The organism is Afifella pfennigii DSM 17143, assembly GCF_000688515.1.
Lineage (GTDB): Bacteria > Pseudomonadota > Alphaproteobacteria > Rhizobiales > Afifellaceae > Afifella > Afifella pfennigii.
Genome location: NZ_JHZK01000001.1, coordinates 289,935 through 307,067 on the forward strand (window position 1 = coordinate 289,935; position 17,133 = coordinate 307,067).

14 protein-coding genes are annotated in these 17,133 nt (G+C 66.5%); 9 read left to right on the forward strand and 5 right to left on the reverse strand.

What is annotated here, in order from left to right; all coding sequences use genetic code 11:
* The first annotated feature begins 23 nt into the window (after nt 1-23).
* A complete protein-coding gene (locus Q331_RS19455) occupies nt 24-1,646 on the forward strand; it encodes a glucosamine inositolphosphorylceramide transferase family protein (protein WP_156953231.1) in 1,623 nt (540 codons plus the stop codon).
* Between the two features lie 99 nt (nt 1,647-1,745).
* Here Q331_RS19455 and Q331_RS0101460 read toward each other — a convergent pair whose 3' ends face one another.
* Entirely contained in the window at nt 1,746-3,008 is a 1,263-nt protein-coding gene (locus Q331_RS0101460; protein WP_026379203.1) for a lipopolysaccharide biosynthesis protein, read from the reverse strand.
* A gap of 579 nt (nt 3,009-3,587) precedes the next feature.
* On the opposite strand from Q331_RS0101460, the gene Q331_RS0101465 reads away from it, so the two are divergent.
* The 3 genes from Q331_RS0101465 to Q331_RS19460 are packed head-to-tail and all read left to right on the forward strand — an operon-like array spanning nt 3,588 to nt 6,888.
* Nucleotides 3,588-4,448, forward strand: a complete 861-nt coding sequence (locus Q331_RS0101465) for a hypothetical protein (RefSeq protein WP_026379204.1) — start codon at nt 3,588-3,590, stop codon at nt 4,446-4,448.
* Between the two features lie 57 nt (nt 4,449-4,505).
* On the forward strand, nt 4,506-5,684 hold the full coding sequence (locus Q331_RS0101470) for a glycosyltransferase family 4 protein (RefSeq protein ID WP_026379205.1): 1,179 nt from the start codon (nt 4,506-4,508) through the stop codon (nt 5,682-5,684).
* A complete protein-coding gene (locus Q331_RS19460) occupies nt 5,674-6,888 on the forward strand; it encodes a carboxylate--amine ligase (RefSeq protein ID WP_051630312.1) in 1,215 nt (404 codons plus the stop codon). The genes Q331_RS0101470 and Q331_RS19460 overlap by 11 nt, the downstream gene beginning before the upstream one ends.
* 67 nt (nt 6,889-6,955) lie before the next feature.
* Here Q331_RS19460 and Q331_RS0101480 read toward each other — a convergent pair whose 3' ends face one another.
* The 4 genes from Q331_RS0101480 to Q331_RS19465 form a co-directional block, all read right to left on the reverse strand.
* Nucleotides 6,956-7,741, reverse strand: a complete 786-nt coding sequence (locus Q331_RS0101480; RefSeq protein ID WP_026379206.1) for an SDR family oxidoreductase — start codon at nt 7,739-7,741, stop codon at nt 6,956-6,958.
* Nucleotides 7,742-7,753: 12 nt separating this feature from the next.
* Entirely contained in the window at nt 7,754-8,680 is a 927-nt protein-coding gene (locus Q331_RS0101485) for a dihydrodipicolinate synthase family protein (RefSeq protein ID WP_026379207.1), read from the reverse strand.
* Nucleotides 8,681-8,723: 43 nt separating this feature from the next.
* Complete coding sequence (locus Q331_RS0101490; RefSeq protein ID WP_026379208.1) at nt 8,724-9,899, reverse strand: M20 family metallopeptidase; 1,176 nt, start codon at nt 9,897-9,899, stop codon at nt 8,724-8,726.
* Nucleotides 9,900-10,073: 174 nt separating this feature from the next.
* Complete coding sequence (locus Q331_RS19465) at nt 10,074-11,081, reverse strand: GntR family transcriptional regulator (RefSeq protein WP_084174589.1); 1,008 nt, start codon at nt 11,079-11,081, stop codon at nt 10,074-10,076.
* Nucleotides 11,082-11,342: 261 nt separating this feature from the next.
* On the opposite strand from Q331_RS19465, the gene Q331_RS0101500 reads away from it, so the two are divergent.
* From Q331_RS0101500 to Q331_RS0101520, 5 genes are all read left to right on the forward strand, one after another.
* Entirely contained in the window at nt 11,343-12,530 is a 1,188-nt protein-coding gene (locus tag Q331_RS0101500; RefSeq protein WP_322786480.1) for a M24 family metallopeptidase, read from the forward strand.
* Nucleotides 12,531-12,534: 4 nt separating this feature from the next.
* On the forward strand, nt 12,535-13,839 hold the full coding sequence (locus Q331_RS0101505) for a Zn-dependent hydrolase (protein WP_169738451.1): 1,305 nt from the start codon (nt 12,535-12,537) through the stop codon (nt 13,837-13,839).
* A 12-nt stretch (nt 13,840-13,851) separates the two neighbouring features.
* Nucleotides 13,852-14,640 (forward strand): SDR family oxidoreductase, encoded by a 789-nt coding sequence (locus tag Q331_RS0101510; protein WP_026379211.1) that lies wholly within the window; start codon nt 13,852-13,854, stop codon nt 14,638-14,640.
* A gap of 28 nt (nt 14,641-14,668) precedes the next feature.
* Entirely contained in the window at nt 14,669-15,640 is a 972-nt protein-coding gene (locus Q331_RS19470) for an NAD(P)-dependent oxidoreductase (protein ID WP_051630314.1), read from the forward strand.
* A gap of 395 nt (nt 15,641-16,035) precedes the next feature.
* Nucleotides 16,036-17,109, forward strand: coding sequence for an ABC transporter substrate-binding protein (locus tag Q331_RS0101520; protein WP_026379212.1), 1,074 nt, complete (start codon nt 16,036-16,038; stop codon nt 17,107-17,109).
* The last annotated feature ends 24 nt before the right edge of the window (nt 17,110-17,133 follow it).

Here is a 17,133-nt window from a genome sequence, read left to right on the forward strand (position 1 = left end):
GCCGATCCGGAAAGGTAGACTTGGTGGCAACCGGGAAATTCAAGATCGCTCTTCTTGTCGACCGCCCGCAAGAGGCGTTCCCAGCCGTCGCCGCCGTGGCGCGTCGGCTCCAGCAGGATCCGCAAGTGGAGCTCATGCTCGCGCCCCTGCCGCCCTCGCAGGGCCCGGCGGAGGCGCAAGGCGGCCCGCCGCACAACGGCGCGACATCCAAGCTCCTGGAAAGGATCGGCAAGGCCGAGGCGCAGATCCTGCCGCGCGCCCGGGCGGCGCGCAGGCGGCGCGCGCCGCTCCCCTCCCTGCCGAGCTGTGAGCTTGCCGCCCCGCAGGGCGAGCCTTCCAAGGCGGATCCGAGCCTTGATCTCATCCTCGATCTCAGCCGGTCCGCCCCGCCGCGCCTGGCGCGGCTGGCACGCCATGGCATGTGGCGGCTCGGCCCGCCTCGCGCCGCCGAGGGCGCCGGCGGCCCGATTGGCTTCTGGGATATCCGCGCACGCAACGGCGTGTCGGAAATCGTGCTCGCGAGGATCGGCGCGGACGGGCGGGAGGAGGCCGCCGCCCGCGCTTTCTTCCAGACCCGCAAATCCTTTAGCGAGAACCGGGATTTTCTTGCCGAGAAGAGCGCCGCTCTGGTGCAACGGGAAGTGCGGCGCCTCCTCGTCGGGGCGGCGAGCCAGGCCGAGCCCGGCGTGACCGGCGCATCCGGCGTCCAGGCCGCCGCGAGCACGCCCTCTCGCATCACCAACGCGGATCTATTGGCCTATCTCGGCGCTGTCGGCCGCAATTACGGCATGATGACCTACAAGCATGCGCGCCGCTTCGCCCGGATGCGCTACAATTCCTGGTCGCTGTTTGTCGGCGAGGGCGATTTTTTGAGCGCCGACCTTGCCAAGCTGCGCGAGATTCGCCCGACCGCGGGAGAATATTGGGCCGACCCGTTTCTCTACCGCGCCAAGGGCGACGACGGCATCTACATCTTCTACGAGAGCTTCGTCTACGAGACCCGCAAGGGCAAGCTCTGCGTCGGCCGCCTCGGGCCCGATGGGGGCTTTTCCTATCTCGGGGACGTCATGGGCGGCGGCGACCATCTTTCCTTCCCTTTCGTCATGGAGCACGAGGGCCGGCTTCTGATGATCCCGGAGACCAGTTCGCGGCGGCGTCTGGAGGTCTGGGAATGCGTCGACTTCCCGCTGCGATGGGAGATGCGCCATACCGCGCTGGAAGGCACCAATTGCGCCGATAGCAGCATCGTTGAGGTCGACGGCCAATGGTGGCTCTTCACCAATATGGGCACCGACACCTTCAACGACCACAATTCGGAGCTGCACGTCTTTCAGATCGACTCCCCTGAGCTGAAGGAACTCGTCCCGCATGCCTGGAACCCGGTCGTCGTCGATGCCCGCCTGGCGCGCAACGGCGGCAGGGTGAGCAGGCGCAGCGGCAGATTGCTGCGTTTCGCCCAGGACAATTCCTTCAGCTACGGTTCGGCCCTGTCGATCATGGAGGTGACCGAGCTCAGCCCCAAGACCTATTCGGAGCGGCTCCTCCGCCGCATCGAGCCCGATTTCGCCCCTGGCATCAATGGCTGCCATCACCTCGATTACAGCGGCGAGACCTTCGTGATCGATGGGCTGCGCGAATACGGTTGAGGCCGGCAACGGCGCCGGCGCATCCGCGCCTTGCAGCCCGCGACACCCTGCGCCGCGTTTGCGCCCGCCCTCGCCCGGCCGACCTCCGGCGCCGGAGCCTCAGGAAACCCGCTCGCCCTGTTCGGCGGTCTGCAATTCCGGCGCCTGTTGCGCCTTCTTGGCCAGGCGCATGCGGAAATACCGGTTGGTGAACAGCGTCACGGCCTCGCGCAGCGGATAGGAGGCCGCCAACAGCAGCAAGGTCCATTCGCCCGGCCGGATCGCCAGGATCGCCATATAGGCGCCGGTGATACCGAAGCGCGCCAGGTTGGAATAGACCGGGACCTCGATCCGCCCGTCCCTGAAGAAGATGGAGGAATACTGCGCCAACACGCCGACGCTGTAGATGCCCATCCCGGCGAAGATGACGAAGGAAATCGGATAGGCGGTCTCGTAGAATCCCGGCAGCACTTCCATGAAATAGTATTTGGACAGAACCGCGACGGCCACGCCCACCGCCGTCATGGCCACGAAGGCGACGCTCATCTGCATCGCGGTCGGCTCAAGCCGCGAAAGCCGGCTGAAATAGATGGTGAGGGTCGGCTTCACCAGATTGAGCAACAGCCGCCCCGTGGAGATCGCGATCGTGTAGACCGCCAGCGTATCCAGATCGAACAGATAGGCGACGAGGAACTTGTCGGCGTGCTCCAGGAGCAGGTTGGGCGCGCCGCTGACGCTGAGATGGTTGCTCTCGCGAAAAATCTCCTTGGGATAGTCGTCTGAGCGCACGAACAGGTCCCGGTAGCGGGAGAGATAGATCATGTTCACGATACAGTGCAGGGAAAGGCCTGCGATGAAGAAATCGATCTCCGAGAACCCGACGCTCAGCATGAACAGCGCGGTGAGCGCGATCAGCGTGTACTTGAAGGACGTGAGAAAGCAGTTCAGCCGGAACCAGCCTCGCGCCTGGTTGATCTGCTCGTACATCTCGGTCGGCGCGCGGATCGGAATCCAGAACGAGGCGACGAGGATCGCCGGCGCCAGCGGATTGTCCTTGGCAAAAAGATAGGCGCTGACGCCCAGGCCGAGCACGACGCCGATCAACGACCACCGCATGCGATGCAGCAGGAGAGGCCGGAAGACCTCCTCGTGGCCCTTGAGCACGTAGCGGATGACGATCTTGCTGGTGTCCTCCAGCGAGAACAGCGACAGCAACCCGACGATCGACAGGAAGATCCGAAACCGTCCCGCCGCCTCCAGATCCACCAGCCAGGCGATGATGAGGATGGTGATATAGTTCGAAAGGCCGGGAGCCAGCGACGTCCCGAGCGCCCACGGGGCATTGGACATCGTGTACCAGGCGAAGGACTTAAGGCGTCCCATCCAGCCCTGTTCGACAGACAAGCTCACGGCGCCCGCATCCCGAGAGGCTGAGGAAAACGAAACGGTCCCGGGCGCCGCTCCGGCCGCCATGCGACCTGCCGCAAGGCTTGCGCCCGACACCCTCGCGTCGCCGCAAGCGGCATGCGGAGAAAGCCGGCGACGTCGTTTACCATGAAACCAAAAAGCCGCTGCCCCGGAGCGCCGTCCGCGGAGCGGCGGCGTCCCGGGATCGATCCTCGGCGATCAGCCGATATCGGAGCATCGCTCAGTCCGACCTCCGTCCCTTGCGCGGCGGGCGCACTCTCGGCGCGCTGCCTGGTTGGCCGCTGGTTCATCTGATGCCAGGGCGGTCCGAATGCATACTCTACCAACAGCCTTTCGGCCAATTGAAAACTATAGATGGCGGTAACCTGGCACCTCTTGCCGGGCGGAGATTGACGCCTACAACCTAGGTTCAGCGCAACCTCAGTCACCTTGAAAAGACGGTACCGCTGGGGCAACTTGCTTGCTCAAAGCGAGCTTGATCTGTGCGGTGGGGCAAGGCGCATGGTGTAGTAACCGAGCCTATTGGGGGCTGTGATGCTGGTTTTATCCGAACGTAAGGGCGCGCTGACCAAACACGACATTTGGTTCGCCCCCGCGCCAAGGTCTGTTCAAGCCCTCACTCTTAGCAAGTTCTACCAGTGCGGAAGTTCTAGCTTCCATCCTCTCTTCATCCGGGAAACGTTTCCGACCCTTCTCATCGATCTGCGTCAATCGGAAGAGGACATCAACGCGGCCATCTCCAAGACCCCGGCCTCCCACATCAAGCGGGCGCGCAGAGACGGCGTCATCGTTTCCCCGATCAGCGATTACGAGGAATATGCCGGCTTTTACAACGCCATCACCGGCGCGATCGGGCGCCCGCAATTGGGCAAGCGGCCCAAGGGATGGAACACCGACATCCGGGCCTTCGGCGCGCTCTTTGAAGATAAGTGGCTGGCGATGCACAGCTATATCTGCGACCGGGAGGCAAAGCGGGCACGGCTCCTGCATTCCGTCTCCACCTTCCGCTCTCAGGAGGATACGGCGAAGCGGAATTTCTTGGGGCGGGCGAACCGCCTGCTGCATCACCGCTGCATGATGCTTTTCCGCGAGGAAGGCTTTCAAACCTACGACTTCGGTGGCTACCGCCCCGAGAGCCCCGATCCGGAAATCCGCGGCATCGCCCGTTTCAAGGAAGGCTTCGGCGGCACCAGGCGGCTCGAATACCACTACGTGTCCATCCCGCGATGGCTTCTGACGCAAGCCCAGACGCTGCTTCGCCGCGGCCGCAGATCGGCCGGTCCTTCCGCCGGGCAGCGCGATAACTCCCATGCGGCCGCAACCAACCCCTCCCCCGCCCCCGCCGCGCCCGCATCGGCGCGGCTCGCCGCCTACGACACGACCACGACCAAATAGCCACCGAGCCGCGAGTTGCTCTTCTCGCCAGGACCAGCACGCAGGAGTTGCAACGAGATGGCGCGCGCAGGACGAAGCCTCGTGCTGTTCACCGAGTTCGGGGCGACCATCGAGCGGGGCCAGCGTTTTGGGCTGCTCTTGCGCAACATGGCGATTTACGAGCGCTTGATCGCCGACGGCACGTTCGACGACGTCTATTGGTTCATGTACGGCCGGGACGACCCGCAGGACCTGCAAGCCCTGCAAGAGAAGGGCGAAGTCCATCCGCGGCTGCATGTCCTGGCGCCGCCCGCGTCTTGGCGCGGCCCTTTCAGCGCCCTCTTCTACTCTTTGCTCGGGCCGCTCGTTCACAGGAAGGTCTTGGCGCGCGCGACGGCCTACAAGACCGCGCAGGTGACCGGCTCCTGGACCGCCCTCATCGCCAAGGCGCTCTTTCGGCGGCCCTTGCTGTTCAGGCTCGGCTATCCGCTCTCCGTGCGCTTCCGTTCGGAGAACGCCACGCTCAAATACTGGCTCGCCTCCGTCATCGAGTTCCTGCTGGTGCGCTTTTCCGACATGACGGTCGTCTCGTCCTCCGTCATGCAGGGTTACTATCGGCGCTATTCCTCGAAGGCGCAGATCAACTTGCTTCCGAGCTATATCGACATGGCGCATTGCGATCCGGTCCAGGCCTACAGCCGCGATCTTCCTATCCTCTATGTCGGCCGGCTGGAGCCGGTGAAGAACATCGAGGCCCTCATCCGCGCCAGCGCGAAGCTTGATGTCGAGGTCGACCTTTACGGGCGCGGATCGCTGGATGAAGAGCTTCGCGCCTTGGCGAAGCGCGAGGCTGCGCGCGTCAATTTCAAGGGCGTCGTTCCAAATCATGAACTCCTCGCCCTCTACAGCCGTTACACCTTCTGCGTTCTGTGCTCCACGCGCGAGGGCATGCCGAAATCGCTGATCGAGGCCATGGGCGCCGGTCTCATCTGCATCTGCACCCCGACCGACGGGGCCTGCGAGCTCATTACCGACGGCGTGACGGGTTATCTGACCGAGGGTTTCGATGCCGAAGCCATCGCGGAAAGGCTTTCATGGGTCTTGGAGAACTTCGACCCGCAGGTCGGCAGGCGCGCCCGCGAGGCGATGCTGAGCCGCAGCAGCTTGGAGAGCGCCGCCGAGTTGGAGCGTTCCTATTTCGAGGCCATCGTAGGCGAACCCCTCACCCCATCGGATTCCCTCGTTCATGAGCATTGACACCTCCACCCCGGTCCTTTGCCTCGGCGGCCGGGAGAACACGCTCTCCGTCGTTCGCAATCTCGCACGTTACGGCGTGCGCGTTTCCGTCAGCGGTCCGCCGAACTGCCTCGGCATGTATTCCCGGCACTGCCACCGTTCCGTGCCCGTCCCGGAGGACGTCGCGCCACTCAGATTCTGGGAAGACACGCTTCTGCGCGGGCACGAATTCGAAGGGCATATTGTCTTTGCCTGCAACGACGAGGCTATCGAATTCGTGTGCAAGCACCGCGACGAGCTGGCGCAAAGATACATTCTCGACGATTTCGATCCGCAGATGCATCTCGCCATGCTCGACAAGCAGAAGACGCTGGAGATGGCCAGGTCGGTCGGCGTCGGAGTGCCGGAGTTCTGGAAGGTGAAGACCGAGGCGGATCTGGAGGAGGCCCTCGGCCACGTCCGCTTTCCGGCGATGGTCAAGCCCCTCCATTCGCATCACTTCGCCCGCATCTTCGGCCGCAAGCTGTTCATCGTGGAAGACGGCGTCGAGGAGCTGCGCGCGCGCGTCCGCCAGGCATGGGAAGCCGGCCAGGAGGTGATGATCGTGGAGATGATCCCTGGCCCGGACAACCTCCTGTGCAGCTACTACACCTATATCGATAAGGACGGCGAATACCTCTACCATTTCACCAAGCGCATCGTGCGGCGCTACCCGACCAATCGCGGCGGCGCCACCTCCCACCGCACCGACGACGTTCCGGAGGTCGCCGAGGCGAGCCGCCGGTTTCTCGCCGGGATCGGCTTCCGCGGGATCGGCCAGGTGGAGTTCAAGCGCGACCCGCGCGACGGCATCCTGAAGGTCATCGAGAACAACACAAGGTTTGTCGCCGGCCACGAGCTCGTGGTGCGATCGGGGCTGTCCATCGACTGGGTTCTTTATCGCTATCTGACCGGTCAGCGGATGCCCCTTCAGACAAAGTTCAATCCCCGGCTGGGCATGGTCAGCCCTCCCCGCGATTTTCTCGCCTTCCTCCAGCTGCGCCGGCGCGGGGAATTGTCGTTCCTGGGCTGGCTGCGCAGCCTTATGGCGTTGCCGCAGGTGTTCCCGGTCTTCTGGATGAGCGACCCCATGCCGTTCCTGATGTCCGGGCGGGGTCTTCTGGGGCGCATCCGTCGCTCCCAGGGGCACCAGCAGGAAACCCCGAGCCACGCCGCCTCAGGCTGAGGCTCTGCCCCGCCGGCACAAGACGCGCCTCGCCGGCGAGGCCGCGCTGGCGCGGCCCCGCGCGCCTTCAGATGCTGGCGATGAGGCCACCGTCGACGCGCAGGATCGAGCCGGTGATATAGGCGGCGCGCTTGCTGGCCAGGAAGGCGACGGCATCGGCGTATTCGCGCGGCTCGCCGTAGCGCCCGGCCGGAATGGCGGCAAGGCTCGCCCTTTCCACCTCTTCGGGCGTGCGGCCCTCCCGCTCGGCCTTTTTCTCGTCGAGAAAGCGCACCCTTTTCGTGGCGATGCGGCCGGGCACCACGATATTGGCCGTCACCCCCTCGCCCGCCACTTCCCGTGCCAGGGTCTTCGACCAGCCGAGAAGCGTCATTCGAAGGGCGTTGGAGATGCCCAGATTGGGGATCGGCGAGACGACGCCGGAGGAGGCGCTGGTGACGATGCGGCCCCAGCCCCGCGCGCGCATGCCCGGCAGCACCCGGTCGGTGATGGCGATGACGGATAGGATCATCGCCTCGAACTCGCTGCGCCACAGCTCCGTCTCGTTGCCGGCGGCCGGCGTCGGCGGCGGCCCGCCGGTGATGTTGACGAGGATATCGACGGGCCCGAGCGCTTCTTCCACCTTCCGCGCCTTGGCGTCGATCGCGGCGAGATCGGCGAGCTCCCAGGAGAGCGCCATGGCCGTGCCGCCCACCCTTTCGATCGCCTCCGCATGCGCCTTCGCCGTATCTTCGCTGTGGTCGGCAAGGGCCACCTTGGCCCCCTCCTCCGCCAGGGTCGTGGCGATGGCGCCGCCGAGCCCGCCGCCGGCGCCGAGCACCAGCGCCGTCTTGCCGCCGATTCCCAGATCCATCTTATCGCTCCCTCAGGCCGCGTTGCTGCGGCCGATACCGGCGGAGGCTTCCGCGATGGCGGCCACGACCGGCGCCAGTTCTTGCCTTGCCCCCGCATCCAGGTCGCGCAGCGGCGGGCGCACCCGCCCACCGCGAAAGCCCCGCAGATTCATCGCCGCCTTGGTGCTCTGCGGCTGGCCGTGGCGCCGCGCCATGGCGCGAAACGGATACCAAAGGCGCTGCAACTCGCCCGCGCGCGCCGCCTCGTCCGCTGCGAGCGCCGCATAGGCGGCCCGGATCAGTTCGGGGAAGGCGCAGCTATTGGTGGAGCTCAGCCCGTCGAAGCCGGCGCTGAGCGGTCCCAGGAAGGCCAGGTCGGAGGCGCAGAAAAGCCGCAGCCGGCCGTTCAGGCGGCTGGCGAGGACGTCGATGGCCGTCGGCGACAGATCGCCCTGCTTGAGGGCGACGATGCCGTCGATTTCGGCAAGGCGCTCCAGCACGCCCGGCGACAGGGTGATGCCGATGCCCGGCGCGTTGTAGATGACGATGCCGGTGCGCGAGCGCGGCGCCATCGCCTGAAAGAAGGCGACGATCTGGTCCTCCGTCACTTCCGAGACATAGGGCGCCGTCACCATCGGCGCGCCGCCGAGCGAGCTGGCGAGCTCGGTCAGTTCGCCCACCGCCCGCGGATCGGAATCGGCCGTGCACAGCATCACCGGCAGCCGGTCTCCGACGAGCTCCATCACCCGGCCAAAGAGCTCGGCGCGCTCCTCAAGGCGCATCGTCGGAAACTCGCCATAGGTGCCGCCGATGAGGATGCCGTCATAGCCAAGGTCGATGACCCGGCCGAGATTTTCCTCAAGCGCGGAAAAGTCGATCGTCCCGTCATCGGCAAAGGGCGTGACGGCGATATTGAAAAGGCCCTTCAGTCTTTCCTGGCTCTCGGCGATATCCTTCATGTCGCAATCCTTCGTTTTCCCGCCGGGCCGGCGGGCCAAAGCTTCAAGAAGCTCTTGCTGGGCTGCCGCAAAGCATGGCGGCTGCGATGTCGCGATAGATGCGCGCGGCGGCGACGAACTCCTCAATGGGGACGAACTCGTCCGGCTTGTGCGCGGCGGCGATGGAGCCTGGCCCGACGACGACGCCCCTGGCGCCGATGGCATTGAAATGCACCAGGTCGCAGCCGCCGGCGAAACCGAGCGGCTCCAGGACCTTGGCGCCATGGCGGCGGCCGGCCGCAAGGCTGGCGGCGACGATGGGCTCGCCGGGATCGGTTTCCGCCGCCCCGCCGGTCGTCGGACGCCACTCCACGATTTCCGCGCGGATGCCCTCGCTCTTTTCGGCCTTCACCAGAAGCTCGGCGATCTCCGCTTTCGCCGTCTCCTCGTCCTCGCCGGGAACCAGCCTTCGGTCGAGCATCATCTCGCAGCGATCGGGCACCACATTGTCGGCGACGCCGCCATTCATCCGCGTCACCGTCAGGCTCGCCTGGCCGACCAGCGGATGCGCCCGATGACGCACCACGTCGTGGTGGAAGGCCTCGATGAGAGGCAGGAGGCGCCCGGCCTGGAAGATGGCGTTGGTGCCGAGATCGGGCGTGCCGGAATGCGCCGAGACGCCGTGCACGCGCACGATCGGCCGCATGCTGCCCTTATGGGCGATCACCGTGGCGTTGCCGGTCGGCTCGCCGATGACGGCATAGTCGATGCGCGGCGCGCCGGCGGCGAAATGCCGGGCGCCGGCGCTCGCCACCTCCTCGTCGGCGACGAAGACGCCGATGAGCGTGCCGCTCCAACTCGCGCGTTCGCCCGCCAGCATCCGCATCGCCTCCACCATGGCAACGAGCGGTCCCTTGGCGTCGCAGGCGCCGCGGCCGTAAAGGCGCCCCTCGCGCTCCGTCAGCTTGAGGGGCGGATCGCTCCAGCCCTCGCCCGCCGGCACGACGTCGATATGGGTGTTGAAGGCAAGGCTGGGCCCGGCGCCGTTGGCAAGCCGCGCCACGACATTGCTGCGGCCGGGTCGGAATTCGTCGAGCGTGACCTCGTATCCCGCCGCGCGCAGGAGATCGGCGACAAACGCCGCGCCCTCCCGTTCGCGGCCGGGCGGGTTCTGCGTGTCGATGGCCACCAGCCGGGCGAGATCGCCCTTCATGCGTGCCGCATCGAGCTCTTCCGCCATGCCTCCCCCTTCGAGCCGCACCGTGCCCGACCCCGTATCGGAGCCCCGCCGCCGGCGGACCGCTTCTCCTGATAGGGAGCTCCCGCCGAATTGTGCTTTATTGCGCAGACGGTACAACGCCGCCGGCGCCTGTCAAGCCACGGCGGGCGGCCTCGCGCCGGGCCGCGAATGTCGTCAGGTTCGGCCGCCGGCGACCGCCTGCTGCGTCTTGACGCTCCGCCGCGCGGGCCGGCGCTCGCCCTTGCGGCCGGCGCTCTCCGAGCCCTTGGCGACCCCGAGCTTCACCGCGGCGCTATAGGCGTTGCCAAGATGCTTGCGCATCCGCTCCGCCGCCTTCTTCAGATCCTGCGCATAGAGCGCGTCGAGGATCTCCAGATGCTCGCTCACCCAGGTGCGCACCCGCCGCAGATCCCAATAGCCCTGGTATTCCAGGAGCCGCCGCAAGCGGTTCTGGTGCTGCACCACCTGCAGGAAGAAGCTGTTATTGGCAAAGCCCATGATCATCTCGTGGAACTGCGCGTCGACCTCGAACAATTGCTGGCTGGTGGCGTTGAGGTCGTCGCCCTGCTCCAACAGCCACAGATGTCGCGAGCGGGCGCGATCGAGCGCCACCATGTTGATCTCGAAGGTCTCCAGCTCGAAGACGGCCGGCTCCACCACCAGGCGGAAATCGTAGCTGTTCCTGAGCGCCACGGCCGTGTCGATGGCCGGCAGGAAGGTCCAGCCGCGGCCCTTGTTCTTGGTGACGAGCCCTTCTTCGGCCATGCGCGAGAGCGTGCGCAGCAAGACCGCGCGACTAACGTCGAATTGCTCCAGAAGGCTCGCCTGGGTGACGCTTTTGGGGATGGTGCCGTCAAGCCGCCCGCCGATGATCTTCAAATAAAGCTCGTCCTCGCTGCTGCTGGGCGCCGCCAGGATGGTGCTTTTCAGCTCCGTCCAGCCCTTCTGGAGCGAGAAGCCCTGATTGGGGCGGGCGAGCACGATGCCTTCGCGCGCCAGGAGTTTCAGCGCGGCGCGAACCGGCGTGCGCGACACGCCGAGTTGCTCCGCAAGCGCCACCTCCGCCAGCCGCTCGTCTTTCTCCAGGCGGCGGTCGCGCACGATATCCAGAATCTGATTGGCAAGAACGTACCGGCTGTCGGGACCGCTTCGGTTGTGTTTCGCCCTCTTTTGCGGAGCCATTCGTTTCCTCGCAGGTGAGACTTTCGCCCCTGAATAGAAGATTCTACCCTGGATATACGCTCCCATTTTTTCCCGCAATTGCCAAGGCGACGCGCCGCGAGCAATTTGAAAGGCATCGACACGCACATATCGAAAAGCTCAAATTACAACCTCTACCCGTTATCGATTCGAGCCAAATTGCACGATTACAACATCTTGATACAATTTATCGGATGAAAGGTCGTCAAATCTCCCGCCATGCCGCGCACATAGGAGCTTTCCGTGCCCTCTAGCGAACTTGCCGAGCTCATGAAGGAGGTGCCGCAGGGCGCCGAATCCGTCTTCCCGCCAGAGGAGTACGAGCGGCGCCTCGGCGCCCTGCGCGAGGCGATGGCCGAACGCGGCCTCGACCTCCTGGTTCTGTGCGGGGCGGAGAACATCTTTTATCTCTGCGGCCAGCAGACGCCCGGTTACTACACTTTCCAGGCGCTTTGCGTGCCGGCCTCCGGCGCCCCCTTCCTCGTCCTGCGCGGCCTGGAAGCGATGAATGCGCGCCTCAAGACCTTCCTCGCCGACATTTCCGGCTATGCCGACGACGTGGCGCCCGCCGAGGCGCTTGCCGCCGCCCTGAGAGAGCGCGGCTGGCTCGGCAGGAAGGTCGGCATCGATCGCAATGCCTGGTTCCTCACCGTCGCTCTCTACGAGCGCCTCGTCGAAGAATGCGGCCCGCTCCTTGACGGCAGCGGCCTGGTGGAGCCGCTGCGCCGGGTGAAGTCGGCGCTGGAAATCGCCCAGCTGGAGGAGGCCGGCCGCGCCAACGATGCCGGCATGCGGGCGGGCCTGGCCGCCACCCTCGCCGGTGCCAGCGAGAACGACATCGCCGCCGCCATCATGGGCGCGGCGATCGCCGCCGGCTCCGAATATGTCGGCATGGAGCCCTTCGTCACCTCAGGCCCGCGCTCCGGCATTCCGCACACCACCTGGCTGCGCCGGCGCATCGAGCCCGGCGACATCGCGGTCCTGGAGACGGCCGCCAGCTACAACCGCTACCACGCCGCCCTCTTCCGCACCGTCGCCGTCGGCAAGGTGCCCGAGCTTGCCCGCGACATGTACAAGGTCTGCGCCGAGGGCCTTCAGGCGGCGATCGACGAGCTGCGCCCCGGCAACAGCTGCGCCGATGTGCACAACGCCGTGCAGAGGGTCGTCGACAGGGCCGGCTATACGGAGGGCTACCGCAAGCGCAGCGGCTACAGCATGGGCATCTCCTTCGCCCCCGATTGGGGCGAGGGCAATATTCTCAGCCTCTTCCGCGGCGTCGACGTGCCGCTCCAGCCGGGCATGGCCTTCCATGTGCCGATCACCTTGCGCGCCTACAACAAGTTCACCGTCGCCGTCAGTGAGACGGTGCTTGTGCGCGACGGCGCGCCGCGCACCCTCAGCGCCATCGCGCGCGATCTGGTCGAGGTCTGAGGCGGTGGGCGGCGGCGCCGGCATCCCGACCGCCGCGGCGGTGCCTGGCGCCACCGCGCCGGAGCCCGATATCGGCCTCGCCGAGCGCCTCTTCGAGCGCCTGCGCCGTCAGACGGCCGACGGGCGCGGCGTCACCCGCGCCGCCTTCGGCGAAGGCGAGCAATGCGCCCATGATCTCGTCGCCGCCGAGGGGGAGGCGGCGGGGCTGCGAAAGCACGTCGACGCCGGCGGCAATCTCTATCTCACCCTTCCCGGCCACGGCGCGACGGGGCGGACGATCCTGCTCGGCTCGCATCTCGATTCGGTCCCGATGGGCGGCAATTACGACGGCGCCGCCGGCGTGTTCGCCGGTCTTGCCATCGCCGCCGCCTGGAGCCGGGCGGGCTGCAGCCTCGCCGACGACCTTGCCGTCCTCGCCCTGCGCGCGGAGGAGAGCAACTGGTTCCCCTTCTCCTATATCGGCTCCAGGATGGCGCTCGGCCTGCTGCCGCCCGAGGCGCTGGAGCTTGCGCGCTCCGATACCGGCAGCAGCCTTGCCGAGCATATGCGCGATCTCGGCCTGCGGCCGCAGGAGGTCGCCGCCGGCGTGCCGCAGATCCGGCCGGAGACGATCCGCGCCTATGTCGAGCTGCATATCGAGCAGGGGCCGGTGCTGATTGAGGCGGACCGGCCCGTCGCCCTCGTCGACGGGATCCGCGGCTCCTTCCGCTATCGGCAGATGCGCGTTCTCGGCGAATACGCCCATTCCGGCGCCGTGCCGCGCGCGTACCGCCACGACGCGGTGGTCGCCGCCGCCGATCTCGTCACCCGCCTTCACCGCGAATGGCTGCGCCTGGAGGCTGAGGGGCGCGACCTCACCCTCACCTTCGGCCAGTTCTACACCGACCCGGCCCAGCATGCCTTCAGCAAGATCGCCGGCGAGGTCAGCCTGTCGCTTGATATACGCAGCCACGAGGCGAAGACGCTGGAGACGGCGCGCGCCCTCGCCCACCGCCATGTCGACGAGGTGGCGGCCGAGCACGGGGTGCGCATCGACACCGGGCCGCCGACCGGCTCCACCCCGGCCCTCATGGATAGAACGCTCATACAGACTTTCCTGACGGCCAAGGACGCGCTCGGCCTGGAGCGCTTCGTCATGCCGAGCGGTGCCGGCCACGACGCCGCCACCTTCGCCGGCGCCGGCGTGCCGAGCCTGATGCTCTTCGTGCGCAACCGCAACGGCAGCCACAATCCCGACGAGGCGATGGAGATGGACGATTTCGCCGCCGCCACCCGGCTTCTGGCCGAGGGCGTGGCGCGGATCGCGTGAAGGAGCGACGGCATGGATCTCGGTCTTCACGGCAAGGTGGCGGTGGTGACGGCGGCAAGCCGGGGCCTCGGCTATGCCTGCGCGGAGCGCCTCGCCCGCGAGGGCTGCCGTCTGGCGATCTGCGCGCGCAGCGCCGGTCCGCTCGCCGAGGCGCGCGCCGGGCTTGAGGGCCTCGGCGGCGAGGTCCTGGCGGTTGCGGCCGACCTCGCCTGCGGGCCCGATATCGAGCGCTTCCTCGCCGATATCGCCGAGCGCTTCGGCCGTATCGACATCCTTATCGTCAATTCCGGCCATATCGCCTATGGCGGCCTGGAGGAGCTTGACGAGGCGGCCTGGCAGGAAGCCTTCCAGCTCCTTTTGATGAGCGCGGTACGCCTCAGCCGCGGCGCCCTGCCCCTGCTGCGCCAGGCCGGCGGCGGCGACATCGTCTTCCTCACCTCCGCCACCATCCGCGAGCCGCCGCCGCATCTGCTTCTTTCCACCACCATGCGCCTTGGCGTGGCCGGGCTCGCCAAGACCTTGTCGCAGGCTCATGCCGGCGAGAACATCCGCGTCAACTCTGTCGCGCCGGGCTATTTCGACACCGGCCGCGTCGCCGCCCGCATCGACGCCTTGATGCGCCAGGAGCGCCTGTCGCGGGCAGAGGCGACGGCAAGCATCGCCGGCGACATGCCGTTGAAGCGCATCGGCACGGCTGAGGAGTTCGCCGAGCTCGTCGCCTTCGTCGCCTCCCGCAAGGCCGGCTTCATGACCGGCTCCACCCTTGCCATCGACGGCGGCAGGGGCCGCTCGATCCTCTGAACGGCGGGGGCCAAATGCGGGCGATGCCATGAGCCTTTGCCTCCTCACCGAGCCGATCCACCCGGCAGGCATCGAGCGTCTTGAGGCGGCCGGGATTGCGGTGCGCCTTGCAACGCGCCCCGAGGCGGAAATCGTCGCCGCCGAGATCGCCGAGGCCGATGCCGTCATCACCCGTGGCTTCGGCCTTGCCGCGCAGGCGATGGACCGGGCACCGCGCCTTAAGGTGATCGGCTCGCATGGCGTCGGCACCGACGCCATCGACGTGGCGCACGCCACCCGCCTTGGCATCGCCGTGGTCAATTCGCCGGAGGCCAACCGCCAGGCGGTGGCCGAGCACGTCTTCGCCTTGATGCTCGCCCTTGCCAAGCGGCTTGCCGCCGCCGATGCCGCCGCGCGGCGCGGCGATTTCGCCTTCAAGCACCACGCCTCCATTGGCGACCTCGCCGGCAAGGTGCTCGGCGTCGTCGGCTTCGGCGGCATCGGCCGGCGCGTTGCCGCGATCGGCCGGGCCGGTTTCGCCATGAAGGTGCTGGTCCTCAGCGACAGCGCCGGCGAGGGCGAGATCGAAGCTGCCGGTTTTCGCCGCGCCGCCTCCCTCCACGCCCTCCTCGCCGAAGCCGATATCGTCAGCCTGCACCGGACCTTGCGTCCGGCCACGCGCGGCATGATCGGGCAAGGAGAACTCCGTGCGATGCGCCCCGGCGCCATCCTCCTCAACACGGCACGCGGCGATCTCCTCGACGAGGCGGCGCTGGCCGACGCGCTGAGGCAGGGCCGGCTCGCCGGCGCCGGCCTCGATGTCTTCGCGCAGGAAGGCATGCGGAAGGATTGCCCGCTGCTGCGCGCCCCCAATTGCATCCTGACGCCGCATATCGCCGGCTCCTCGCAAGCCGCTCTGCGAGGCACGGCGGAGGAGATCGCGGGGCGCATTGTCGCTGTTCTTGCTGGCGAGGCCGCCCAGCTCGACGGTCCCCGGGCCTCGCCGCGCTCGGACCGTTAGCCGAGCGCGCCGCCGGCATCGGCATCATTCATTGTATTAATTTACGATTTTAGTACAATTCATTTCCTGCCCTCCCGATGGGCCGGCCGCCACTCCAGGAAGCATATTTCCGCCCAATCGGTGAGCAGAAGCTCTTGTTTTACGCAAGCCACGACAAAGAAATATGCATTAGATGCGTGAAATAATACTCTACTTGTGAAGCATTTTCGTCGCTTCCGCTTGCCGGCCGAGCAACCGTCGAATCGTCCCGTCTCGACCGCGAACACGACCGCGGCAACGTACATTGATTGGCGCATTTGCTCAATAAAATGCAAAATCTCTCTGGACAGGCCTGTCCGGCCTGCCGTTAAATATCTGCGGGAATAAAGGCATAAGCCACCGAGAGGGGTGTCACGATGAAGATCGCTACTGCCATTGTTGCCACCGCGGCCCTCGCAGCCGCCACCGGCTCCATAGCGCCGGCCAAGGCCCAGGACGCCTGCACCGAAATGCAGGTCTTTCTCAGTATTTCGCCGAACCACCGCGAGGATGTGATGGACTACATCGCCCCGCGGCTGAAGGAGGCGACCGGCGTCGACCTCGTCGCCGAAGCCATCGGCTCGGCCAATATGGTGGAGCGCATCTCCGCCCAGATGCCGCAGCCGCGCATCACCATCGCCCATTGGGACGTCGCCGTCGGCATCGCCGCCTGCGACCAGGGCCTGTGCACGCCCATCGACCTGTCGCGCGCGCCGAACGCGCAAAACCTCTACGACTGGGCCTATACCAAGACGCCGGAGGGCGAGACCAACATCCTCGCCACCAATGTCATCGGCGTCGGCCTTCTCTACAACGCGGAGGAGTTTGAGAAGAACGACATCCCGCCCCCCACCTCATGGGAGGACCTGTCGCGCCCGGAGCTGAAGGGCCGCATCTCCATCACCGCCCCCGCCAGCACCTGGGGCACCGCCGCCCTCGTCCAATGGTCGAAGATGCAAGGCGGCGGCGAGAGCGACATTGAGGCCGGCTTCGACAAGGCCAAATCGCTGATGGACAACATGCACACCGTCCACACCTGGTCTTCCGAGCTCTCCAATCTGATGCAGCTCGGCGAGGTTTGGATGGGCACGACCGGCTCCAACATGGCGCCGGCGCTGCGCGCCCAGGGCCTGCCGCTGCGCTGGGTGATGCCCGAGGAAGGCGGGCCGCTCGTCGGCGGCGGCGTCTCCCTGGTCAAGGGCGCCCCCTGCGAGGATGCCGCCTACGAGTACCTCAATCTCTATTACAGCGAGGACTTCCAGCTGCAGCGCATCAAGAATGGCGGCCTCGCCAGCCCCCTGCCGGCGGCCTGGGAAGCCTTGTCGGACGAGGACAGGCAGAACATGGACCTCGGCCCGAACGACTTCGACAAGCTGGTCAATTTCGACTGGCGCGAGATCGCCAAGCACCGCCCCGAATGGATCGAGAGGTGGCAGCGCGAGATGCAATAGCCGCGCCTGACAAACGGCCCGGCC